This is a genomic window from Leyella lascolaii, assembly GCF_900079775.1.
GTDB classification, from domain to species: Bacteria; Bacteroidota; Bacteroidia; order Bacteroidales; family Bacteroidaceae; genus Prevotella; species Prevotella lascolaii.
On record NZ_LT556036.1, the window covers coordinates 330,607 to 354,449 of the forward strand.

Genomic DNA, 23,843 nt, shown 5'->3' on the forward strand with positions numbered 1-23,843 from the left:
ATTCCTCATTCTTAATTCTTCATTCTTCGTTGAATCACATTCCATGCCGCATCTCATGCTGCATCCGTTCCGTGTTCACGGCCGCCTCATAGTTGCGTGCCGCCACATCCATCGGTGTGTCCACACCGGGCTTGAAATAGCAGCGTGGGGGTGGAGGGCCGTGCCTTTCTAAGTAGATGTCGGGGCGTGGGCCACGGCCCAGTTCGCCCATAACGGCCACGCCCGCCAACAAAGCCGCCCCGATTTTCGTTCCCAACGGCACGTTGTCCCTCGATTTCATGTCCACTTCCCCGAATATCTTGGAAAACAGTTTCAAGCGGTGGTAGTCATCGATGGCCATGAACTTGTCATATTGCTTCTGGGTGATTTCGTGGCTCACGGCCTCTCCGTCAATGACGGCGGTCATACGGTACTTACCCTCGGTCTCGGTGGGCTCTACCCGAATCTCGTCCACCGTCACCTCCCGTCCGTGCCTCCCTTCCCTGTACCAGCCTTTGTCGGGATGGATATAGGCAAGGTCGTTACCGTCCATCACCACCGTGTCTTTGGGCAGTTCCCTTTCTTCGGGCACTACGGATAACCCTTCATTGGCATATTGTCCTTGCCCGCCTTGCAATCCCTGCATTCCTTGCTCCAGTTGCTCCGCTTGGGCAAGCTGGCGGTTCAGGTCTTCCATGACAGCCGGATGCAGTTCGATGGCAATCGTCTTGTCGCTGTTCAGCATATCCATCGTGATGGGAACGGAAAAATCCTCTTTGATGATGCCGTTGATGATTTCCAGCCGCTTTTCCACCGGCATTTCCTGCGCGGAATTGTGGGTCAATGCAGCCAGTTCCTCCTCTTTCAAGTCATATTGCAGGTCTGCGGGAATGGAGGCGGATTGTATGGTCAGCGTCTTGCGTTCGGGGTCGATAAGTATGCCGTGGCTTGCCAGGCATTCCTGCCATTTCTCGTTGGTGAAATAGACGGGTGAGGTAATGAGTGTGTGATAAGGTTTGGCCGGTTCGGTAGGACGTGGCCTCGGTTGCAAGGGTGTGATGACCGTTTCCAGTTCCTCCAACACATCCTGCCCGGCCACCGTAGCGGTGGGATGCCCCTTGTAGTAGAAGCCATAACCGCCGCTCTGCAACTCTCCGGGTTTCATGCGTCCGTCAGGCCGGTTGGGCACTATCGGTGCGCCGGGATAGTAAAGGTTACCGCCGATGCGTCGCAGGTGGAAGCCGTCCTGCTGGCGGGGTGTCCAGCCGAGGAAGCAGGCTCCCCAGGGGTGGCGCAAAGGAAATGGGCGTCCAAGCCGTCCGTATTCGCCCGCACCGATGCGGTAGCCGTGTAACCCCATGGCCACTCGTCCGTTGGCGTTCCGTGCGTGTACGAAATCTCTGGGCAAGTCGAAATCCGCCGCCACGATGCTGGCGAAGGTGTTGTAGCACCGTCGGTTGGCGTAGTTTGTGCCCCAGTCGGTCAGTGCCTGCAACTGCTTTTCGGTAATGGGATAGGAAAGCAACGGGGAGTCATGCCCCTGCACAAGCAGGACAAATCCTTCGCTACTTCCCGCTATATGTCCTCTCATGCCGTTGCGGGCCAACAGGTCTCGCATCTCCGGCGGCAGTTCCAAGGGGCGGGGGGTGGTATTCTTTCGTATGCTCATCTCGGGTTATTCTCATGCTGTTATACGATAATCAGGCATCGCCGTTGGCGAGTGCAGTTTCTATCTCCTCCTGCTTCATGTCGAGGAAGCGCAAGGCGGTGTCGTCGTCCATTGGCAGGTCGCGCAGGCGGCAGTACTTTTCGTATTCCGTCCTCCATTCCCTCGAATGGTGCCATACATAGTCTTTCCAACCATATTCACCGCTCTGCACCTTTTCCACAAGGGTTTCTTCCGGGTAGTATTCTTCTTTTGACATGATGCCTTATAGTTTGGGAGTGTTGGCGTTCTGCATCCTGTGCTGGCTGCTCCGCTTCAACTCGTTCCACATTTCCTCGGTGTAGTCGTCCTCGTGCACATAGTCGAGACCGCCCTCGCCGTCTGCGACCCAGCAGCCGAAACAGCCGAAGTTGTACTTGTCCCATTCGCGTTTCGCTTCCTGCTTCCATTGTACACTGTCACCCGCGCACACCAACAGGCCCGTAGGCTCGTTCAGGTCGATGCCGATGGTCATCAGTTCATCGCCCTCGGCCACGGTCAGCGGTTCACCTACCCGCAGGCAGTTGATTTCAGCATGGGAAAGGTGGAACTCGTCGGCTATGATTTGCAGGTTGCGCCCAATGACGGGTGTGGGTACGGAGAGGATTTGCTTCGTGCCGGAATCTATCTGGTGGAACGCCTGCACGGGGTTGTCACTGTCGCCTTGCATCGGTGCAATGACCGCCTTTCCTTCTATAAGGCGTTGTTTCTGCTCTTCGCTGAACCGCTCCAAGCGGCTCTCCACCAGCACGGGATAAAACAGCACATCGGCGGTGCCGTCCTCACGCCGCACCAACGAGAAGCGTGTCCGGGCATGAATGGTGTTGCCTTCCGAATCGTCCACACGAATGGGCAAAATGGGTGAACGGCGGCCCGAATGGATGGCTTGCAGCACATTCACCGGCAGGTCGCCTATCATCTCCCTTGTCAGTCCGAATTGTTCGAGGATGCCGTAGGGCACTTCCTCCTCGGGGAATTTGTATCTGTTCATTCGTCCGAAATTTATTTGTTCTCGGACAAATGTAAGACGGCTGCAAGCGGCAAAAGAAAGTGCAAGAAGAAATCTGCCCGGATTTAGGCTTAATTATGTTGGCAACCGAAAATCATACTGTCAATCATACTTCAAACGAAGAATGGGGCTTCCCTAAGCACGTTCGTGCCGGGAAGCCCCATTCGGGTATAAGTCGTTATGTTTACAGGTACAATTAAGACTTTTCAGCCTTGGTCGCTACATACATTTGATTCCTGCTGGTTGGGTTGTCAGGTTCTGTCATTGACAGCAGGCCTTCAGTTATCAAGGGAGAAATATACACGCGCTTGAAGTTTACCCTGTCTTTCAAATTGAGCATATTCATTATTTCCAAAAAACTTTTGGGTTCTTTGCAGAAATCCAAAATCAACGCTCTCCTCAAGTCCTTCTTGATGGGTTTTCTTGGTGGGTTTTCTTGGTGGGTTTTCTTGATGGTTTTTTCTTGATGGGTGTTCCCGATGGGCAACGTCAACACCACATAATCGGGCTGCACTTCTTCGGTCAACTTAGGCTCATCCCAACCTAATTCTTTCCATCCGGCCAATATCTTGTCCACACCGCTTCCGGCTTTTTCTGCCTTGCCCAACAACATGAACATTTTTTGCAAAGTCGGATTACGGCAGATGCTTCTTCCTCCTTTAAAGTATTGTTGCTTCGACACTAACATCATGCCGGGGTTGGAGAAAGTTAGTTCCGTTTCCGTTCTGCGTATTACAATGTTGCCTGTTGCATTCAGGTCTTGATGGACTATGCAGTTTATCAATGCCTCGCGCACGGCATCATGAGCGGCTGTTTCCTCTTGCCTTTCATCGCCTATCAACTTGAATGGCTTGGGCAGGGCTTGGATGAGTTTGTTGTACACTCGTATATAGAATTGGAACAGGTTGGCCTCCCATGTGCCATCTGGATAGATGCGGTCGGTCCAGCGTACCCTGGCATCATCGGTGTACAACCGCTCTTGGTAATCCACAAAATAATAAGGTTCTCCGGCTGGGTTTGTTATCATGTCGGATTGGCCGAACATCAAAAGCCCGGCACGGGTGATGCCGCTTTCGTCCGTCGCTATGTTGTGGGAATAAGCACCAATCTTCTCCATGAATTGCAGGTCGTCCGTAAGTTTTGCCCAAGGATGGGTGGGGTGCAGGCTGACGAATAACTGGCGGTATTGGTGCAGTGACGGCAGGTCGATGGCATTTTCAAGGGTGAATCCTTTTCGTATGATGGCATCTTGCGGATGGCTCTCATGTTCCGCATCGGCAAACATCCGTCTCACTTCCGCGTCTGTACACTGGTAATCGCCCTCATGATTCCTGCGATAGGTATTGCCAATGGGGTTGGTCGTGAGGTACACAGGACGCATATTGTATTCAGCCCGGGGAATGTGGCAAACGAGCAGATACGCTCCATCTATTTCCTTGACTTCGACATCCTGTTCGTGGGGCAGGCAAACGCTTACCTTTCCACGGTTATGTGCGTTGTCCCAAAAAATCTTTTTGTGTTTGAGTGCCGTTTCTTCGGAAAGACCATCGAACAAGAATTTTCCATCCTTTTTCTGTACGCCCAATATGATTGTGCCCCCGTTGGTATTGGCAAATGCCGAATAGGTTTCCCAAAAGCTGCCGGGAAAGCCACCACGAGCGGATTTGAACTCGACTTCGGCCGATTCACCTTTTTGGACCAAGGCATATAATTCTCTTCTGATGTCTGTCATACGATTCTTGTTATGTTGCAACTGCATTGTCATCGGTTGCTTGATTGATACGACCTCACTTTGGTGATGCAATTACTTCTTACAATTTGCAAATATAATGTTTTTTACGGTGTAACTTCCAAGTTAAGAGAGATTTCTCCATTTTTTCAGGCATCCGTTGTATAATCGTTGCGAAGTCTGATTGACAGGTCTGATTCCCTATAAAATCTTATAATATAGCCATTCCCACTATCGTCTTTCCGCTTTTACGCAAACCACATATTACTTTTGTGCCATGAAAAAGTCATGGCTACTATTTACCCTGTCTTCTTGTTTCCTCTCCGTACAAGCGCAATTCCACACTATTGCTTACAGCAAGCCGCTCTATAAAGTAGAGGAAGTTGCGGAGCAAAAGGACACAAAAAGCCTCCCCGAAGCAGGAAAGGCCGATAATCCTGTTTCCCAACCATCGATGGCAGGGAAACATTCAGAAGAAATGCACAGCCGGTGGATAGGCTGTTATATGAGTGTTTCTTATCCTTTGAAGGAAATCATGGTCACTTCACCTTACGGACGGCGCAAAGACCCTCTCACTGGCAAGCGGAGCAACCACAACGGCTTGGACTTGCGGGCGAGGAATGAGGAGGTCTATGCCATGATGCCGGGCGAGGTGGTTAAGGTGTCATCCGACAAGCGTTCGGGCAACTATGTGACCATCCGTCACGGTGACTACACAGTCAGTTATTGCCATCTGTCGAAAACATTGGTAAAGAAAGGCGTACAAGTCTTGCCCGGAGAGGTGGTGGCAATCAGTGGCAACACCGGACGTAGTACCGGGCCACACTTGCACATTACCGCCAAATACGGCAAGAAGCACATCGACCCGGCCATCCTGTTGCAATTCGTCCGTGAAACACGTGCGGAAGCATGGGCGCATTTGGTAGCAGACGACTAAGCTCACTTCCCGTTCCCTTTAAGGAACTGCTCGTAGTCATATTCGTTCATCCTCGGCTTGTAAGTCTTGCCCGACAGGAACAGCCTCGCTATCAGTATAGGCCAGAAGATGGGAATTGCCCAAAGGATGACCTTGTTCAAATTCGCATTTCCATTTGCATTTGCATTTCTCATGTACCTGTTGGGATGCCGCTCTTGATACTTGGCAAAAGGAATCAATATGTACCGCCATGCCAATAAGATGGCACCCACCCAGAACCAGTCCAATAGAAGCCAGCAAAACAATACGGCCAACCACAAGGCAGTGGTTTCAGCCGAACATACCTTTCGTAGAATCTTCCCACAGAAATTAAGTAGGAAATATCCCAGTATAATCAATATAATATATCCCATAATAAATTGAATTTCAGAATACTAATATACAAAATTTTTATGAGCCACACAAATGATTGACGCTTTTCTATGGGCGTTTTTGAATTTTTATAATGGGTGCAAGTACAAGAAAAGCCCTTGCTCCAAGTTCAAGACAAGGAGAAGGGCTTGCAACTATTATTCACCATTGTTTGTCGTTAAAATAGGCATAGTTTGAAATACATTCCGGTCTAAAGGTGTTTGCATTGGTTCAACTCAGACACCACATTGATTCGGTCTTTCCACACCGAATAGCTGCCTCCCATATTCACTGTGCACGAATCATACTCTACCATCAGGTTCAGGCCGTTCAACAACTTGTTTCCGAACGAACTTTCGGGCAGATTGAAGCGCAGGTTGGCTCCGATGTCCGGTCCATTGTAGTGATTCAATTCCCGGTTATAGAGATACGCCACATGGACTCAGATGTCTACCACCTGTTTCCACGAGAAATGCTTGGACATAGCCAAGTAGTAGCGATTCCAATAACCGTTCCTGGTGGCAGAGACCGAACCAAATCCATTACTGTGCGAACTCGTACCAGGGTCATTCGTTCCCAATACCACTTGAGGTGTCCACGGCTTCCACCAACTTTCTTTCCACAGCCGTAATCTAACGGCAAAATGCCTGTCTTGATTGCGGAACTTGTTGGGCAACTGCAATTCTGACACTGCCATTTTCAACAGCGTACATACATAGCCTACTTCCAACCAAGGAAAAAAAGTCAAGTTCCAGTAGTAGTTCCAAATGTTGTAATTCCATTCGCCCGGCATGGCTGCAATATCCAAGTAAGACGTTCCTACCATCACGGTCTTGTCCCGATGCATGTCAGCCGTGGGCATATGTAGCAGTCCGGTTGTTCCATAGGCAAATTGCCCATATGCAATATCAGCAAAAGGAAAGTTGAAAAAGAAAATATAAATTACAAGGTGCTTTTTCATAATTGGTATCATCTGTTTTTGACTATGATTATCTATTAAAATCAAAGCCAGCCATTATGGATATTTCCCATAATGGCTGACATATAAATTAATATCTTTCAGATAGATTTCAAACGTAAGATGTTACATTTTTACAATAGACTTTTCGCTACCTTTCAACCTACATATCACTATTTTTATGCCATCTTCATGGTCAATCAGACGCACAGCTTCTGTAAATATGACAAAAGTCTTTCCTCTGTCCAACTTCTTTTGGGTTAGCAACTTGTATTGACTTTCTGACATACAGATAGCATTGAAAATAATGCTCTGGGCCGTTTCTTGATTATCATACGTGATTTCAAGGTTAAAATTAAAATTATCAAATGCAGGGAAGGAAGTTTGCAACTCTTTCCTACGAACGAAATTCAGTTCATAACCTTTGGTTGAAAGTTCAATTTTTCCTTTGCCAGCCATTGATGCAGACTTTACATATATGTTTTGTATATGATTGTCCAGATGTTCATCTCCGTTCAAAAATCTTCTCATATAGACATCTTTATTGTCATAGCTGCCAATCTTCAATAGTTCTGTTGACAGTCTGCCTGAAAAATTGTGTATTGCAAATTCCCCATTATTAATAAAAGAAAGAGGAATAGGGACTTGGTATTTGTCTATTGCAGTGTTTGGTACAACATACAGCAAAGTCACTTTTTCTTCATCGGTCACCCAATACTTTCCCACCGATACATCAATTGTAGGGAGCTTTTTCATACATTCTTTAAGTACTGGAATAGCCATTAGTACAGTAACAATAGCTGCAGCATATGACCATGCTTTATAAGAGAACAATTTACGAAATAACTTTTTCATTGCAATAATATAATGATACAGGTTTACAAATACCGTTTACATTACATTTCATTTATTTGAATATAAGTTGCTTGTAAGAGAATGCGTAAAGCATTATGCCCACAAAGCAGCGCCAAGGGAACAAGGAATCCAAATGCCATATCGGTTTCGCCCAACACCCCCATCAATATAGGTATAATTGCTCCACCCATAATGGACATGACAGAGTAGGAGGATGCAGTCTTGGTATTGTTGCCTGTGACATCGGTCAGTGCCATCAAGAAGATGGTAGGGAACATCACATTCTCAATCAGATAGGTAAGGCATAGTGCCGTCATTCCTACTCGCCCGTTGGAGGTAATGGTTAGCAATATACAGATTAATCTTTGAACGGAACATCACATCTTTTAAGTTCTTCTCTCAGACATTTTATAAACACAGCACTTTCCAAAAGAGCTTTATCGAGCACATCTTTCCAGTTGTTTATTTCCGAACAAATTTGTTTTTGGTCGCTTACCTGTTCTATGCAATAATTAAGCGTATGAGCGCATGCGTCTTTTCTAATATACATAACTGTTTCCTTTATAAGATTCATAATAGCTGCTCCACTCCCTGCTTCGAATGTTTTCAGTACATCCTGCTCTTTCATGGTATTTTCAAGCAGCCTGAAAATTCTATTGTCGATTTCTCCTTGCTGTAAATAAAACGTGGCGTGTGGGAGACCATTCCTTTCTGTAATTGAGCAGTATAGAAATTTATCATTAGGCACTACATCCAAATAAGCATTCCAATAATGCCTTCTGCCTGAATCGTCTAATGTTTTGGCTGATTTATGTTGATTGCAAGTTTGGCAACAGGGAATGAGATTTTTGGGATGCACCACGTATAGAGGGAATTGCTCTTGGGGAATAAAGTGATCCATTGTTTGAACAAGGTTTACTTCACATATTGGGCAAAATACGTTTTCAAAGCCTCTTTCGTCAGTGAGTAATCTATGCCGTAATTTAGAGATTTCGCTTCCTTTGTAGCTATAAAGTGATTTAAACTGTTCCTTTTCTCTTGCACAAAGTTCAGGGTGGTTCGCAATCAATCTTTCTAAATCATCATTTTCAAATGCACTATCATATTCATTAATACATTCACCGTATCTGTCTACAATGTCTTGGCATGAGGATTTCTTCTCTATCGATTTACATTTTGATATGATACCATCAATGAACTCACGTGAATTATCTGTATAGGGTTGAAGATTCCTCATAATTAATTCTGATGCTGATTGATGATGTTTCTAATAATTAATCGAAGATTTAAGCCTATCTTTCCATGTAACTGAAGAGCTTCTATAGTCCTATCATAGTCCCAAGCACACTTTTCAGCTGTATCTGCAATGAACTTTTCATACCGTTTTTCATCATTTAAATTTTTGAATATCACATCACTTATCACTGATATATCCTCCCCAAAACATTCATAGCCTATCTTGCTTACATTCAAAGTGTTTAAATTTCTATTGAATACATACACATTTTCGGCTACCATTTCTCTTACTACCAATGCAGAATGGGTTGATATTATTGCATATGACTGAAATCTCTCCAAGATATCGAAGACAGCTTTTAATAATTGGGATATAGCATGAGGATGAAGGTGTTGCTCTGGTTCATCAAAGAAAAGAAGAGTATCATTCCTAATGTTTGCCAGTATGTCACTGATGGCGAATATGAACATGGTTTCACCAGAACTCATCCTTTTGCAAACATTTTTAGTGCCCTCATTGTCTACTGCCATGTCATGGTATATAGCTCTGACGGTATCTTTGGGAAATACTTCTAACATTATTTCTTTCCATGCTGTCATCAGATAGTCAGATTGTTCTCTTTCGATAATTTTTTTAATATTATCGATGAGATGATTCACCTGTTCATCTAAAGAAAGAAGTTCATTTTGTCTTTTTAGCAAGCCACAATATTTATATCCCATTATGTAATTTGCATTGTTGGGAGGAAAATGGTCAAACGGCGAATATGAAACAATGATGACTTGACTGAATATGGGTCTAAGTCCCTCAAACCCTTCTTTCTTGTTCTTTACAAGAGCATCAACCATGTCGTTAATGAGGGTTGTTTTCCCAACTCCGTTTTCACCAATCAATCCGATGATCCGTTTATAAGGCTGACATTTATATGCGAAATTAAAATCAATCACATTACCCCTGTCGTCTGGATCTTTGTATTTGGGGCTATATATGAAAGTGAAAGAATAAGCATCCTTTATATCTCGTCCATTAACGAAATATCGCCCTTCACGCAGGGCTTTCTCGGAAGAGTTGAACCTACATAATGAATTGGTAAACACTTTTTCTTTTTCGAATGCCTCATGTATACTTGAAAAACAAGCCACATCTCGAAGCGCAGCAAGGCAATCATAAGCTTTATTTCCCAATACTTTCTTCAAATTCTGATAGTAAGACACATCAAAACCCAAAGAGCAAAACGCTTCTGAGAGCGAAAAGAAACGTTGCTCCAATACGTTACTCGTATCGTCACATCCACGCTTCATTATTTTCACAGTGCCTATGTAGTGTTTTTGTCCATCTTTATCAATATAGTGGAGAGCAAACCACGTAAAATAGCCAAAATCATTCCAGGCATAATTGTGAGTAAGCACAAAACAATCGGTTTCATTGGGCCATTCTATGTTTTCTTCTGTAAAGTTGGTATAGGTCACAATTTGGGAATTACATCGAATGAATGGCGTAAAATTATTTATTTTCAAACGATTTGCGTCTTGGAACTCGATACGCAATATACCATCAACCTCTACAATAGTCAATCGTTCCTTTTCAAGTAGAACCTTAATTCGTTCTATGATTTCTTGCTTATCTCTGTTTTTCTTGTAATTTATGATGCGCTCCAAGAATTTCAGGAACAAATTTTCGTCTTCTGTGACTTTTAAAATAGATTTAAGCAATTTGTCCTCAGACCAATCTTCATTTAATATAAAGTGTTTTTCTATTTCATCTCCAAGTATTTGATATCTTTTATCTTCGCCTGTTGATACTTTTTGGTACACGTTCCATAGTTCGGACAAATCGTTCATTAAATCCGAATTAAATCTGATTGCATGTACGAGCGTTCTAAGCAATGGATAGATTTCGTTTATTAATTGTATAGAAATCATGTTCAGTCTGGAAACTCGTTATGAGAGTAAAACAGTTATCATATGTCTCTTATGCTTACCCTTAGCCGCTTGTAAGAAAAAGCATACATCGCTATGACAATAAAACAAAACAGCGGAATGAGGAATCCGAGTGCCATATTGTTTTCACCTAACAACCCCATCAGTACAGGAGCTATTGCCCCGCCCACGATAGACATAACAAGGTAGGATGATGCTGTCTTGGTATTGCCGCCTGTGACATCGGTCAGTGCCATTGAGAAAATGGTAGGAAACATCACGCTCTCAAACAGGTAAGTAAGACAGAGTGCCGTCATTCCTACTTTTCCACTGGAGGTGATGGTGAGCAGCATGCAGATAGTTGCACCGATGGCACAGGCCGTCATCAGCCGCGCAGGAGCTACGGCCTTTAAGATGAGCGAACCGAGCAGGCGGCCTGCCATAAACAATCCCATGCCGCCAATGGAGAGCATCATCGCTGCCGTGGACGGGCTTAGCGAGGCGTCGGCTTCAAGGGCATAGTTGATGAAGAATGAGTTGATCCCGGTTTGCGCGGACACATAGAGCAACAATGCCACTACTCCATAACGGAAAGTGCGGATGTGCCAGATGGAGGTGACGGATGACGTGTCTGGCATAGGTTCATCAAATTTCGTATTCTCCTCATCTGGCGATGGTAGATGCAAACGGAAAAATACGAATCCCAGTACGACCACTAAGCAGCCAATGACCGCGTAAGGTAAGGATATATTCCCATCTTCTTCCCCAAGAATTAGAAGCCCTCCAACCATCGGCCCTACCACCCAGCCAAGCCCGTTGAGGGCTTGTGCAAGGTTGAGCCTGGCGGCTGCCGACCGTTTTTCACCCAATACGGAGATATAGGGATTGGCCGAGGTTTCGAGACACGTCAGTCCGCATCCTATGAGAAACAGGCAGAACAGGAAAAACGGGAAGGACATCAATTGCCCACCGGGAATGAACAGCAATGCGCCTGTACCATAAAGCAACAGTCCAGTCACAATACCGATGCGGTAGCCCCACCGGCGTATAATCCGTCCTGCCGGGATGGCCATGAGGAAATAGCCGCCATATACCATCGCCTGTACCAATGCGCTGCGAGCTTTGGAGATGACCAGCACATCTTGAAAATGCTTGTTCAGCACACAAGGATGCTATGGGCTACTCCCCATAAGAAGAACAGTGAGGCGACAAGGGCGAACACCGTCACATAGTTACGACCGTCTGTTCCCCTGAACATGCCTCTTGTTTGGCCACTCATAGCTTGAAGATTTGTTCCATCAGTTGCCATTTCTCTGTTGATGGTGCTGTCGGGTCGCAACCTTGGAACTGGGCAACGTATGCTTCCCACTCCGCCTGTCTGGGCAGGGTGGCCAACCTTGCATTGTCCTTTTCCCAGTCGAAGTCATCCACCGTATCCATAATCATGAACGATGTGTGTCCATGAAGGTAGATTTGCATGTCAAGTATGCCTACCGAACGAATGCCTTCCTTTATTTCCGGCCATACACGTCTGTGCACCTCTACGTATGCCTCTATGGCTTGTGCATTGTCGGGGAAGGTGAGTATTTGACAATATCGTTTCATTGCGCGTGAGGGATCTGTTAGAACTTGTCACCAGAATTACGACGGCGGATGGTCAATCGGATGGCTCCTTCGGGAATGCTGTCTTCATCCCTGCATACCAAAGCAAGGTAGCCGCCACCTCCGGCACCTGGCATTTTCCACGCCAACACTCCGTCCATGACGGAGTATTTGTCTATATATTCTTGTACTCCGGGTTGCATCATGGCGGGAAACATGGCTACTTGCGCCTCGAAAGAAGCCTTGTAGGCAGAAGCAAAGTGTTCAAGGTCACGGCTTAGAATAGCATTCCAGCATTCATCAGCGGCTGTGGTGAGTGCCCGCACATGTTGCGCATCTATCTGTACCCCCTCTATTACCGAACAGCCATCTCTGCGTGGGAACATCGGCACCAAACACAACCTTTCTTCCAGCCAATTCAAGACCTCCTCATCGTGACATGATTCGAAATGCGTGGGCCAGTAGTGTCCGTCATAATAATGGCGTACCAAACCGGGCATACAAATTCCTATGGCATCTTGTGCGCCAGAGATAATCCCGTCCGACCTTTCGGGGTCATTCTCGAAGCAGAACACCAGACGGGCGAGCATTTCTGGATCCATATCGGGCAATTTATACGGCCAAATGCTGCGGATGCGGTTACGGGTGGAGGTGGATAATCCGCACCTGTCTTGTATCTCAAAGGTGGGTTCGAGGGATATGGTTATCGCCCAACCTGCACCGTATCGAGATACATACGGCTGGTCAATCCAAGTCCCGGCCAAATCCAGTCGGGTCGGTATGGAGCAAGTTTGCTTTTTAAGGTCGGTGCTGGAGCGGGCGGTCAATCCTTCCGACGGGGTACGTGGCAACACGATGTATTCCATTCCCATTCGACGGCATAGGGCCTCTTTTTCGTCAGAGGCACCATCCTCATTCACAACAAAGATGTCGGGCCGCAACTGTTCCACGGTCGGCACAAAATCCATTACTCCGTCACCGACGTTAATGAAGGCATCCTTTACGTAGCGAATGGCTTTGACCATGAACAATCGTTCTTTTTCAGGATAGACGGTACGGTGTTTCTTGTAATGCAGGATGGTTTCATCAGAACCGATGCCCACATAAAGGTCGCCATATTGGGCGGCTTGACGGAAAAATTCCACGTGTCCGCTGTGCAACAGGTCATAACAACCTGATACAAATACTTTCTTCGGTGTCATATTATCTTTCTGCTCGCATAGGATTGTTTAAGAAATCATCGTAAGCCAACCGAATGCCGTCTTCCAGTTCCGTCTTGTATCTCCAGCCCAAGGCAGTAGCTTTCGACACATCGAGCAGCTTTCTCGGCGTACCGTTAGGACGGGTTGTGTCCCAGCGTATTTCGCCTGTAAAACCGACAATCTTGGCTACTAATTCTGTGAGTTGCTTGATGGTGAGTTCCTTGCCCGTACCGGCATTAACAGTTTCGTTACCCGAATAGTTGTTCATCAGGAATACACATAGGTTGGCGAGGTCGTCCACATACAAGAACTCGCGCAATGGTGAACCGTCACCCCAGCAAGTTACATACGCCAATCCTTGCTCTTTTGCCTCGTGGAAGCGGCGTATTAGGGCTGGCAGCACGTGGCTGTGTTCGGGATGATAATTATCATTTGGCCCGTAGAGGTTGGTGGGCATCACGCTGATGTAGTCAGTACCGTACTGGCGGTTAAGGAATTCACAGTACTTCAAGCCGGAAATCTTTGCCAACGCGTATGCCTCGTTGGTTTTTTCCAATTCGCCTGTCAACAGACAACTTTCCTGCATTGGTTGCGGTGCCATTCGTGGATAGATGCACGACGATCCGAGAAACTCCAGCTTCTTGCATCCGTTCTCCCACGCGGCATGGATGACGTTCATTTCCAAAATCATGTTCTCATACATGAAATCAGCAAGGGCAGACAGGTTGGCAACAATACCACCCACTTTGGCCGCCGCAAGGAACACATATTCGGGCTTTTCTTCGGTGAAGAACTTCTCCACCGCTTCCTGCCGTGTCAAGTCCAGTTCCTTATGGGTACGGGTAACGATATTCGTATATCCCTGCCGTTCCAGTTCCCGCACAATGGCTGAACCCACCATGCCCCGGTGCCCAGCCACGTATATCTTTGAATCTCTTTCCATTTTGTCAATTCTTCATTTTTCGTTCTTCATTCTTCATTATTTGACGATTCCTTTCTCCAAATATTCAGCGAGGTTCGTGCGCACACGCTCACCGGCACGCTCCACAGCTACTTTTGCCATATCAGCATCAACCATCAGCTTCACCAATTGCTCGAATGCGGTCTTTTGCGGGTTCCAGCCCAATTCCCGTTTGGCCTTGGCCGGGTTACCCCAAAGGTTGACAACATCGGTAGGGCGGTAAAAGTCCGGTGACACTTCCACCAACACCTTGCCGGTCTTCGTGTCGATGCCTTTCTCATTTTCGCCTTCACCCTCGAAGCGCAATTCTATTCCGGCATAGCGAAAAGCCAATTGGCAGAACTCGCGCACAGAGTGTTGTTCACCCGTGGCGATTACGAAGTCTTCCGGTTTATCGTTTTGGAGTATGAGCCACATGCACTCTACATAGTCCTTGGCATAGCCCCAGTCGCGCAGCGATGACAGATTGCCGAGGTACAGTTTCTCTTGCTTGCCTTGGGCAATACGCGCGGCGGCAAGGGTGATTTTCCTTGTCACGAAAGTTTCGCCCCGGCGTTCACTCTCGTGGTTAAACAGAATACCCGAACAGCAGAACATATTGTACGCCTCGCGGTACTCTTTCACAATCCAGTAACCGTAGAGCTTGGCCACGGCATACGGGCTGTATGGGTGGAATGGTGTGTTCTCATTCTGCGGCACTTCCTCCACCTTTCCGTAAAGTTCAGAGGTGGAGGCTTGATAGATACGGCAAGTTTCCGTTAAATCGCATTGACGCACGGCCTCCAAAATACGGAGTACGCCTGTCGCATCCACATCCGCTGTAAACTCCGGTGAATCAAATGACACCTGCACGTGACTTTGAGCCGCCAAATTGTATATTTCATTAGGCTTCACTTTCTTCACTACCTGTAGGATGCTCATTGAATCTCCCAAATCGGCATAGTGCAAGTGGAAATTCGGATGTCCTTCCAAGTGCGCGATACGTTCGCGGTAATCCACAGACGAACGGCGTATTGTGCCATGCACATCGTAACCTTTCTCCAATAGAAACTCGGCCAGGAACGAACCGTCCTGACCTGTAATGCCTGTAATAAGAGCTTTCTTCATATTTGTATGAAAATTTAAATGTTATTTTTCCAAAACAGATTTCCTTATTTTTCCACCATAAATCCATTTTATCACAAATTGCGGTAACAGCCTGAATCCAAAGCGCATAATCGGATATATGTATTTCCATGAGAATATTCCGAAAAGACGGTATATTCCATGAATATAAATTTTAAATTCGTTTACGGCTTTCTTTCTGCTCCGCCTTTTAAATACCTCGTCATTACGTCTAAAATACAATACCACATCTTTCACATTGCCTATTTTATATCCGCTGCACAGTGCATCAAACCATAAGGCTATGTCTTGAGTCGTCCTGTAATTTTCATTATAACTTAATCCATTATCAAACATTGCTTTTCTCATCATCACCGCAGGATGAGCCAACGGAGATGCTTTATGTATATATTCAAGCACCTTTTGGTTATCTAATGGATAATGCCTGACATTCAAGCACTCATTATCATCATTAAACTCTTGTATGGCACCACCGACAATCGCCACATCGGGATGTGCGGCAAGGAAATTCACCTGCCGTTCAAAGCGCAAGGGATGCGAAATGTCATCACTATCCATTCGGGCGATTAAATCGCCTTTCACCTTCTTAATTCCCTTGTTTAGCGATTTGGTAAGCCCCAAGTTTTTCGCATTCACGACTACTGCTAACTTTTTACAAAGCTGCCGCTGCCATTTGCTGATAACTTCGTGCAAATTTTCATCCAACGGGCCGTCTTCTATAAGGACGATTTGGTCGGGTTTCAACGTTTGGTCAGTCCATACACTTTTAATGGCCCTGTCTAAATATTCGGGCTTCTCGGATTCATACACCGACATCAAAACAGAAAGTTTCATTTTACTTAGAAAGAAACAATAACATTCACAAGCCATGGCAAGGCTGCCACGACCTCAATAAATTGAAATAAAGATTATTACAGCTTCAACAAAACTGTTGTCACAATTTTATTTTCGAGCGCACACCGTCTGATGCCTGTTTTAATAAGTAGGCTAAAACAAAACTTATGGCATAGACACACAAAGTGGATAAAAGCGCACTGTTTGAATAGTCGTTAAATAATGCAATGTTTCTGGCAAATGGATGATGAACAAAATAAATCTGGAAACTGTACGCGGCTATTAATGCCATGATTTTACCAACCTTGATTTTGCAAAACAGAAAATATAACAGAACAATAGTCGTTAGACCTGATATGCAAGCCCCGTAGTAATAAGGCAAATGGCCGATAACCAGAAGTTCTTCATCGATACTCCAATAATATAACAGGTTTGCAATGACAGATATGGGCAGAAGCCAATTCATCTTCTTGCTTTGAAGATACTCAACAATCAACCTTGCATACATGAAAATAACGGCACACATAAACATTACTAAGCAAAAATAATCGGGAAGTCGCTTGATTTCCAAGGCAATCTGTCCTGCGATACAAACCAAAGCCAAAATGAGGACGGTGCGGGGCTTGTTCTTGCATTTTTCTAAAACAGCGAACATGAAATAACATGCCACTATCATCGTCACGAACCAAAGGTGTCCTATATATGGCAATTTGGAAAACCATCCCAACATAAAATAATTCAGTATCACACTCCGGGGAGAAAGTTCGACGCCATTTATCAATTGGAAGATTATGTAAAGCGTCAGAAATATCCAAAGCTCGGGGAGTAATCGTGCAATCCGTCTTTTCAAGAAAGAGAACGAATTACCCCCCCGATTTAGTTTTGTTAACATTCAATCCAATCAACAGAGCGGACATTGCAAAAAATACAAAGTTGTATGTTCCACCCAAATATTGACCTGCCGGACTACCCATTCCGTCAAGGCCATAAAATACGTGACAAAGGACTATTAATAAAACCGCAACAGCCCTGATGCCATCAAATTGTAATAATCTACTCATGTTAAGAAATATTTACGTAGCACAATTGCCGTCTGCCATTGTAGACCGTGTCGAAAAAAATCTGTTTCCCATCGTCCGAGAATCTTGGGTGCAAGTCGCACCGGCACTCATTCATATAAACCGTGGATTGGTACACTTCCAACAAATGGCTTACAGTATCGGCATTACTGTCATACAAGAACAAATGCTGCATTCTACTTCTGTCCGGATAGGTATCGAATACAATTAAGTTGCCGTGGCACGAAGGATGCCCGTCACCATAACCCGTTTGCGACATCGCATGGTTACAAGTTATCACGCCATCCGTGATATTACAATAGTAAAAAGCATCTTTGCCGTCATGCCTGAAATATCCTAGGATTTTAGCATCATCAACCCAACAACAATGGCTGACCATCCCTTCGTCCACGAGGACTTTCATTTGCTTGAAATCGGAGTATATCAACCGGTCAAAACGTCTTTTTCCCAAGTAATACCGGTGTATGAAGATAAACCCTTTCCCGTCAGGACTTATCATGATATGGTTGACCACATGGAAGCAATCGTCGAAGATAGGTTTTGCATCCAACCCGACAATATCTTTAAGGCTATGTACCAAAACCGCTTTTCGGGTGTTAAAATCGACCCTGAATATCCCGTCGTTTGAAAGTCCTTTCATTTCTTCGTCCGATAAAGGGGGCAAATTGCGATACCCGTAATCGGCTCTTAATTTCATAATCCGGCGGTAATTAATCGAAAGGAAATAATTGCATTTGTAAGAATCTTGAACCGGCATGTCAAATTCAGCTGTGATTTTTCGCTCTTTCAATGAATACACTTTTGCACCATAATGATTCCCTGCCACGCAATTGAAAATAATCTTGTCATTATCGAGCCATTGCGACCTTGCCCCTTGTTGCCAGTTATATGAACTCGTCTGACCTATTTTGATGTTTTCGCCATTCTTGGTTTTGACTATAACATCGATGAACGTGTCGGGCGATGGACGTTTTTTAGTGGGTCGTGACGAGGTGCAATGGAAAAGTATGTTCCCGTTTTTACTACAAGGTTTATCATAATACCCAAAAAATGTTTCCCCGCCATTTGCCACAACATGATTAATTTCAGAAACCCGGTTGTCGCATATCTTTTCAACATAGCTTTTTTTGTATACAACCGCATTCAGTTTCACATAAAGCCATTTCACTGCACGTTTCACAGTGGGAAACGAAGATAGCAGCGATGCCACCATCCGTTCTTTCGCGCCGAATTCTGCCATATTCTATTTAAGGTATTTGTGTTTCAAGCGGTTGATAACCATCACTTGAATCTTTTTAAAGTCGATGAAAGATGTGTCGCTTTTTATCACAAGCATCTTTTTTCCCGCGTCGGGATTCATCTTGTCAAACTCGCTTGCGAGAAGCGCAAACAGGTTGTACTCGTCCAGCACCTGCGATTTCGCTTCCAAAATCGCAGCCCGGCGTTGGGAGTACATGTCATTGGCTACGGCATCGTCTATAAGCCTGATGGCTGCCTCGGCATCATGTATGTCGATTGGCAGGAAAGCCTCTTGGCTGAAGTATTCAGACAAATTGGGGCAGCCGTAATAGAATGGGAAAGCACCGCCAAGATAACTGTCGGCCAACTTCTCGGTCCAATAGTGCGGGTAAGAAGAATTTTCAATGCAGATATGATATTGGTAGGGGGCTATGACATCCCATTTGTCAGAAAAGTCCCTGAAACCATGGCCGTACAAGTCGAGGCTGTCGCTGTAATGCTCTTTCAGCTTCATGGCAAACGCTATACGATCTTTATGCCCCTGTGTGAAACACTTGTTGCTTGTTATGATTGAAATCAGTTTGCTTTTTACCGGTATGCCGACATTTTTAAGACTGTCATAGTCTTGGCTGTACTCCACTTCTACATTTTGACCATCGGCCTTAGTGATTTTCCCGATGTGCCACGGTTGGGCCGGCTGCATCAGTTGCATATTACGGTGGCGTATCTTTTCTTGAACGGATAAGACCCGTGCGAATTGCTTGACGAATGCATGCGAATAGTGGTACACCGTTTCGGGTTCCCCTGTTATGAACAGGGTGTTGTCAGGGCTGCATTTGCAACATTCCGTTTTACGTTGCCCTTTGCTGTACACCGCCCAAAAGTCGGCCTCTGGAATATCCTCGTTAATGTGGAAATGATAATTTCCCCAAACGAAGCCTCTGCCGGGCAATTGCCGGTTGCATCCGGCGTTGTCACTTGCTATTGACAGTTTTACGTGATACATATGTAATGAATGATATTTGATTGTCTAATCTGTTGTTGCACACCCGATTGTCAATATGGCCGCATCAGTCAGTGCCTTGATGCCATGAGGCTGTCCGGCCATGACTTGGATAAAATCGCCTTTATGCAATTGTAGCTGTTGAGACTCTACTTGAACAGACACCTCGCCTTCAACGATGAGAAAGCATTCTTCCATTGTGGGGTGAACGTGGATTTCTGATTGCTCCCCTTTACTTAATTTTGTCACGGCTATTTGCGCCAGGCGGGTTTCGGTCTCGTCATTTCCCAACAGGACTTTTTTGCTACCAATGCCATGAGCCGTGGCTACCGCTGCCACCGAAGCAATGTTTCTTACAATTCCCATTTTCATGATGCTCAAACCGGCTTGAACACGGCTTTCCAATCATATTCCCCGTCTTTGAAAGTCTGGGAGAATATGCGTGAAGCGCACCTCAGCAGGTAAGCCACAACGAATATTATCAAAAACATCAGCGGAATGTTCAATGGGAAAATACCGTTCATGGCATCGGTAAACAAGACTCCTTGCACGATGTATATTTCAAGGCATAGCCCGCCTATGAATTTTATGCACCAACCTACGTACCGGTTTTCGTAACAGCGTTTCATTTGCCGACTGCTGCACACTTTATAGAAATAATAGGTCGTGCCGAGCAACGGCAAAAGCGAAATTATCTGCCATTGGTTAATGACATGATTGCGAGTGCTGCCTATCACGACGGCATAAAATGCCATCACACACAGGAACAACTTACCCGCATCGAGCCAAAAATTGAAATTCAACCCTTGACGGGGCATCTTCCCCACGATTGCCCCAAAAAGCATGAACAAGAAATAATGCAACCATTTGAAATATGTGGCACCATACATACCCCATCCTTCAGGCCAATCTATAATAAGGTAGACGGCAAGTACTGCCACCGAAGCCATTCCAAAAGCCGTCCACAACTTGCCCGGCATCAACTTACGAATAAACCACAGGACGACATAATATAGCATTATGCAAGTAACAAACCACCCCCCCCCCGTGAATCACGGTGAATTTCATGTCATTTTGATGGTTGAATACAAAAGCTGCAATGATTGCCCATGCAAACACTGTGGGGTAAATGCGGTTTATCCGGCGTTTATACCAATTGTCGAAACGCCCCATCGTTCCCAAGAAAAGGGTGAAACCCGAAGCGAAGAAAAACAGCACATCGCCAATGGCACCGCCAGTAGCTAAAAAGCTATATTTTCCATACAGCAACTCCATGTGGGAGTTGGTAATGACCAAAGCCGCAAAAAACTTCAGAATGTCAATACTAATATCTCTCTTGTTCATTTCTTTGCTGTGAGCACTAATTTTGATAATATCGGATTGCCGATTTGAAGGTGTGGTATGAAACATTACTATAAAAAGACCTTTTAATAAAAGCACGACGTTTAACGCCATACTGTAGCATCAGACCTTTTCTATAAGTAATCAATCGTCTTAGTATTGTAAACACTTTACTCCTTGATAAAAGTTTCCAAACAAAATCAGGATATGGGAGGGAACCATTATATAATGAAGCAATCTCACTCAAATACTTTTCCTTTTGTGTTTTTGAAATACTTTCTGTTCTTCTCATAAATGCGGCTAAAGGTATATCTACTGGGAAAAAAAACGTGTATTGAGCGAATTTTCGCCATAAGTCATAATCGCCAGCCAAGCGTAAAGAAGTGTTAATCCCTCCGCTTTTTACATACAAATTTCTTCTCCAGAACATACTTTCTTGCATCAAGAAACCATAGGCATTTTGATGAAAATATCCTCGAGCTATGTCCTTACGACGTTTAGCCCCCACTTGAGGGAATATATCCGTCAAAATTCGACTTTCATTAATATATGCTGGACGTCCACCTATCCAATCTATTTCTTTATACTTTGTAAAAATTTCATTAACAAGGCGGAATGTGTGTGGAAAATATGTATCATCTGCATTTATGTATGCCATGATATCACCTGTTGCTTTCGCAAACCCTTTTGCTATGGCATCATACATACCATTGTCAGGTTCAGATATGATTACAGATATTCGATCCTTGTATTTATTGATTATTTCTAAAGACCTATCGGTAGAACCTCCGTCGACTATGATATATTCTAATTCATCATAATTTTGAGAGATTACTGACAGTATCGTTCCCTCAATATACTTTTCCATATTATAGCATGGAGTGACAACTGATATTTTCATACTACTAAAATTTTGAAGCGTCTTTATTCCAAAGGAAAGGAAATAATAAATGAAGATGGTTTGATATAAATGTTGTTATTGCTGAAATCAAACCATAATGTCTCTTTTTATAAATAAAGAACTCAAAAGGATTTGCACCATTACCACCTGGACGATATAAGTATTTTACACGTTTATAAAACGGAATATTTTTGTCACACCACTTAGGCAGTTTGTCATGGCTATCACATATTCCACAAGCTATATCAGCAATATATGATTGTATCCCTAATTTTTTTGCTCTTAATCCATAGTCAGTATCTCCGATTGCATGATGAAAAATAGGATCATTTTTACCCACCAACTTGTAAACATGGCGAGGAATTAAAACAATATTTCCATTGAATGTGTCGCAAGGGGTAATGCCATCTATTCTTGAAATCAAACCTGTGTGTTTGTCTCTGCCTCCGTAGGTGACTTTTCTTTTTTTGTTGTCTAAAGTATAACCTACTATGATGGAATAATCACCCATTTTATCAGAGGTAGACAATAAGGAAACGATAGCTGTCTCAAATAAAATAGTATCATCATTTAGCCACAGGTAATAGTCGTAATCCTTTTTCTCGGCCACGCACCATGCCTCATACATGCCTCTATTCCAAAACAGATTTCCATCACCTTTGATGATGTTGGTTTGTGGATAATGTATCCTAATAGCCTCAACTGTTCCATCAGTACAACCGTCATCTGTTAGATAAACCTCTATTTCTACAGCATTCGGCAATTGTTGGGCATACAGATTTTTTAAACATGCCAACGTTTTCTCCTTGCGATTATGAACTGTAATTAATATAGCTATCTTCTTCATATTCTTCATCTGTTTGCAATGAATAATCAATGAACAATAGACTCCAGAAAAGTGGATAACTCAGATAGTACTCTCCATTTAGCAAAATGATAATTATTAAAAGAAACACTATCTTTTGCAATAAAGTATTGTCAAAAAGTTTTTTTAATACACAGGTGTAATAACAAATTATTGCTACTAAACCAAACATATTGATTGAACCTGTGAAACCATTACTAATACCTTCCAAATGCTTTCCAAGAGAACCATATCTCATTTCCATTAAAAAACCATTACCTATAATTGGGTGCTTTATGATGTTTTGATAATCGAGGTAAAATGAACCCATTCGAGACCACGACAATTCACCCTCTTTCAATTTCATAGTAGCCGCATATTCTTCGGATATTTTGTCACCTAAGAACGATAGATATGAAAATAATCCTATTATGAACAAAGTAACCGTTAATAATAAAGTATATTTGGTAGCAAAAGGTAAATCACTTGTAATTAGAATATATGCCAAGAGAATGGCAAATGCGATATATCCTGTGGTACTTTGGGTTGAAATGAGTGTAATAATCAAGACGACGCATTCTTTCCGATAATTATTCCAGAGATACTTGATGTTATTGATATATAAGAGTGGAACAATCATTATATACCCTTGAAATGCACCGGGTTCCCAAAACATTCCAGAATTTCTACTTAAACCTGAACCTGTTGGTATTGTGTTATACAAAAATAGGGTTTTATACCTATCAAAATTGACCCCCACTGGACCAATAACAATCTGGATTGAAAAGAATAGCAGACTAATCAGTGCCAACCAATACATCACCCGTAAATAAGTATATCTCATTGATGATTGCAAGTACCCGACAACGAGAAATGCTAAATACAACTTAAACAGAAAGTTTATGTTTGCTGGTATTGATACTTGTGGCAAAATTAAATATTGCATAGTCATAAGGAATAGAAATCCCCCAATCCATAAGCATAAATCTTTGGA

At 44.1% G+C, this 23,843-nt stretch carries 29 protein-coding genes; 1 reads left to right on the forward strand and 28 read right to left on the reverse strand.

Annotated features, from left to right (window positions below):
• Nucleotides 1–34: 34 nt before the first annotated feature.
• The 4 genes from BN4609_RS04660 to BN4609_RS04675 all read right to left on the reverse strand — a co-directional run bounded on the left by BN4609_RS04660 (nucleotide 35) and on the right by BN4609_RS04675 (nucleotide 4,425).
• Nucleotides 35–1,648, reverse strand: a complete 1,614-nt coding sequence (locus tag BN4609_RS04660; RefSeq protein ID WP_068855474.1) for a hypothetical protein — start codon at nucleotides 1,646–1,648, stop codon at nucleotides 35–37.
• Nucleotides 1,649–1,679: 31 nt separating this feature from the next.
• Nucleotides 1,680–1,904 (reverse strand): hypothetical protein, encoded by a 225-nt coding sequence (locus BN4609_RS04665; RefSeq protein WP_068855475.1) that lies wholly within the window; start codon nucleotides 1,902–1,904, stop codon nucleotides 1,680–1,682.
• A 6-nt stretch (nucleotides 1,905–1,910) separates the two neighbouring features.
• The gene (locus BN4609_RS04670; protein WP_068855476.1) at nucleotides 1,911–2,675 is read right to left on the reverse strand and encodes a DUF4099 domain-containing protein; all 765 of its coding nucleotides are present in this window, start codon (nucleotides 2,673–2,675) and stop codon (nucleotides 1,911–1,913) included.
• A 214-nt stretch (nucleotides 2,676–2,889) separates the two neighbouring features.
• Entirely contained in the window at nucleotides 2,890–4,425 is a 1,536-nt protein-coding gene (locus BN4609_RS04675) for an RNA/DNA-binding domain-containing protein (protein WP_068855644.1), read from the reverse strand.
• Nucleotides 4,426–4,699: 274 nt separating this feature from the next.
• On the opposite strand from BN4609_RS04675, the gene BN4609_RS04680 reads away from it, so the two are divergent.
• On the forward strand, nucleotides 4,700–5,359 hold the full coding sequence (locus tag BN4609_RS04680) for a M23 family metallopeptidase (RefSeq protein WP_068855477.1): 660 nt from the start codon (nucleotides 4,700–4,702) through the stop codon (nucleotides 5,357–5,359).
• Nucleotides 5,360–5,361: 2 nt separating this feature from the next.
• Here the strand turns inward: BN4609_RS04680 and BN4609_RS16915 are convergent, their stop codons facing one another.
• From BN4609_RS16915 to BN4609_RS04785, 24 genes are all read right to left on the reverse strand, one after another.
• Complete coding sequence (locus BN4609_RS16915; protein ID WP_241033196.1) at nucleotides 5,362–5,532, reverse strand: hypothetical protein; 171 nt, start codon at nucleotides 5,530–5,532, stop codon at nucleotides 5,362–5,364.
• Nucleotides 5,533–5,960: 428 nt separating this feature from the next.
• Entirely contained in the window at nucleotides 5,961–6,185 is a 225-nt protein-coding gene (locus BN4609_RS17115) for a hypothetical protein (RefSeq protein WP_306455812.1), read from the reverse strand.
• Between the two features lie 6 nt (nucleotides 6,186–6,191).
• Nucleotides 6,192–6,710: a YjbH domain-containing protein gene (locus tag BN4609_RS04690; RefSeq protein ID WP_306455813.1), complete on the reverse strand. Its 519-nt coding sequence runs from the start codon at nucleotides 6,708–6,710 to the stop codon at nucleotides 6,192–6,194.
• 123 nt (nucleotides 6,711–6,833) lie between these two features.
• Nucleotides 6,834–7,562: a hypothetical protein gene (locus BN4609_RS04695; protein ID WP_068855479.1), complete on the reverse strand. Its 729-nt coding sequence runs from the start codon at nucleotides 7,560–7,562 to the stop codon at nucleotides 6,834–6,836.
• A gap of 41 nt (nucleotides 7,563–7,603) precedes the next feature.
• Entirely contained in the window at nucleotides 7,604–7,819 is a 216-nt protein-coding gene (locus BN4609_RS04700) for a sugar MFS transporter (protein WP_164071573.1), read from the reverse strand.
• A 101-nt stretch (nucleotides 7,820–7,920) separates the two neighbouring features.
• A complete protein-coding gene (locus BN4609_RS04705; protein ID WP_068855481.1) occupies nucleotides 7,921–8,799 on the reverse strand; it encodes a hypothetical protein in 879 nt (292 codons plus the stop codon).
• Between the two features lie 2 nt (nucleotides 8,800–8,801).
• Nucleotides 8,802–10,721: an AbiJ-related protein gene (locus BN4609_RS04710; protein ID WP_084791355.1), complete on the reverse strand. Its 1,920-nt coding sequence runs from the start codon at nucleotides 10,719–10,721 to the stop codon at nucleotides 8,802–8,804.
• 38 nt (nucleotides 10,722–10,759) lie between these two features.
• Entirely contained in the window at nucleotides 10,760–11,881 is a 1,122-nt protein-coding gene (locus BN4609_RS04715; RefSeq protein ID WP_306455814.1) for an MFS transporter, read from the reverse strand.
• Nucleotides 11,875–11,997, reverse strand: a complete 123-nt coding sequence (locus BN4609_RS17120) for a hypothetical protein (protein WP_306455815.1) — start codon at nucleotides 11,995–11,997, stop codon at nucleotides 11,875–11,877. The genes BN4609_RS04715 and BN4609_RS17120 overlap by 7 nt, the downstream gene beginning before the upstream one ends.
• Complete coding sequence (locus tag BN4609_RS04720) at nucleotides 11,994–12,323, reverse strand: L-rhamnose mutarotase (protein WP_068855483.1); 330 nt, start codon at nucleotides 12,321–12,323, stop codon at nucleotides 11,994–11,996. Before BN4609_RS04720 ends, BN4609_RS17120 begins: the two co-directional genes overlap by 4 nt.
• A gap of 17 nt (nucleotides 12,324–12,340) precedes the next feature.
• Nucleotides 12,341–13,522, reverse strand: coding sequence for an FAD synthase family protein (locus tag BN4609_RS04725; protein WP_068855484.1), 1,182 nt, complete (start codon nucleotides 13,520–13,522; stop codon nucleotides 12,341–12,343).
• Between the two features lies 1 nt (nucleotide 13,523).
• Nucleotides 13,524–14,465, reverse strand: coding sequence for a GDP-L-fucose synthase family protein (locus BN4609_RS04730; RefSeq protein ID WP_068855485.1), 942 nt, complete (start codon nucleotides 14,463–14,465; stop codon nucleotides 13,524–13,526).
• A gap of 36 nt (nucleotides 14,466–14,501) precedes the next feature.
• Entirely contained in the window at nucleotides 14,502–15,590 is a 1,089-nt protein-coding gene (gene gmd, locus BN4609_RS04735) for a GDP-mannose 4,6-dehydratase (RefSeq protein ID WP_068855486.1), read from the reverse strand.
• A gap of 21 nt (nucleotides 15,591–15,611) precedes the next feature.
• Nucleotides 15,612–16,442, reverse strand: coding sequence for a glycosyltransferase (locus tag BN4609_RS04740; protein ID WP_068855645.1), 831 nt, complete (start codon nucleotides 16,440–16,442; stop codon nucleotides 15,612–15,614).
• A gap of 100 nt (nucleotides 16,443–16,542) precedes the next feature.
• Nucleotides 16,543–17,334: an acyltransferase family protein gene (locus BN4609_RS04745; protein ID WP_084791356.1), complete on the reverse strand. Its 792-nt coding sequence runs from the start codon at nucleotides 17,332–17,334 to the stop codon at nucleotides 16,543–16,545.
• Entirely contained in the window at nucleotides 17,306–17,503 is a 198-nt protein-coding gene (locus tag BN4609_RS16420) for a hypothetical protein (RefSeq protein ID WP_068855488.1), read from the reverse strand. The genes BN4609_RS04745 and BN4609_RS16420 overlap by 29 nt, the downstream gene beginning before the upstream one ends.
• Nucleotide 17,504: 1 nt before the next feature.
• Nucleotides 17,505–18,761 (reverse strand): TolB-like translocation protein, encoded by a 1,257-nt coding sequence (locus BN4609_RS04755; RefSeq protein ID WP_068855489.1) that lies wholly within the window; start codon nucleotides 18,759–18,761, stop codon nucleotides 17,505–17,507.
• A gap of 3 nt (nucleotides 18,762–18,764) precedes the next feature.
• Entirely contained in the window at nucleotides 18,765–19,766 is a 1,002-nt protein-coding gene (locus BN4609_RS04760) for a glycosyltransferase family 10 domain-containing protein (protein ID WP_068855490.1), read from the reverse strand.
• Nucleotides 19,767–19,790: 24 nt separating this feature from the next.
• On the reverse strand, nucleotides 19,791–20,135 hold the full coding sequence (locus tag BN4609_RS04765; protein ID WP_084791357.1) for a cupin domain-containing protein: 345 nt from the start codon (nucleotides 20,133–20,135) through the stop codon (nucleotides 19,791–19,793).
• 5 nt (nucleotides 20,136–20,140) lie between these two features.
• A complete protein-coding gene (locus BN4609_RS04770; protein WP_262503274.1) occupies nucleotides 20,141–20,782 on the reverse strand; it encodes a hypothetical protein in 642 nt (213 codons plus the stop codon).
• Nucleotides 20,748–21,107 (reverse strand): acyltransferase family protein, encoded by a 360-nt coding sequence (locus tag BN4609_RS17070; RefSeq protein ID WP_262503275.1) that lies wholly within the window; start codon nucleotides 21,105–21,107, stop codon nucleotides 20,748–20,750. The genes BN4609_RS04770 and BN4609_RS17070 overlap by 35 nt, the downstream gene beginning before the upstream one ends.
• 16 nt (nucleotides 21,108–21,123) lie before the next feature.
• The gene (locus tag BN4609_RS04775; RefSeq protein ID WP_084791358.1) at nucleotides 21,124–22,005 is read right to left on the reverse strand and encodes a glycosyltransferase family 2 protein; all 882 of its coding nucleotides are present in this window, start codon (nucleotides 22,003–22,005) and stop codon (nucleotides 21,124–21,126) included.
• A gap of 4 nt (nucleotides 22,006–22,009) precedes the next feature.
• Complete coding sequence (locus tag BN4609_RS04780) at nucleotides 22,010–22,852, reverse strand: glycosyltransferase family 2 protein (RefSeq protein WP_068855647.1); 843 nt, start codon at nucleotides 22,850–22,852, stop codon at nucleotides 22,010–22,012.
• Nucleotides 22,818–23,693 carry a hypothetical protein gene (locus BN4609_RS04785; RefSeq protein WP_164071575.1) on the reverse strand — a complete coding sequence of 292 codons (876 nt, stop codon included), beginning with the start codon at nucleotides 23,691–23,693 and terminating at the stop codon, nucleotides 22,818–22,820. Before BN4609_RS04785 ends, BN4609_RS04780 begins: the two co-directional genes overlap by 35 nt.
• Nucleotides 23,694–23,843 lie beyond the last annotated feature (150 nt).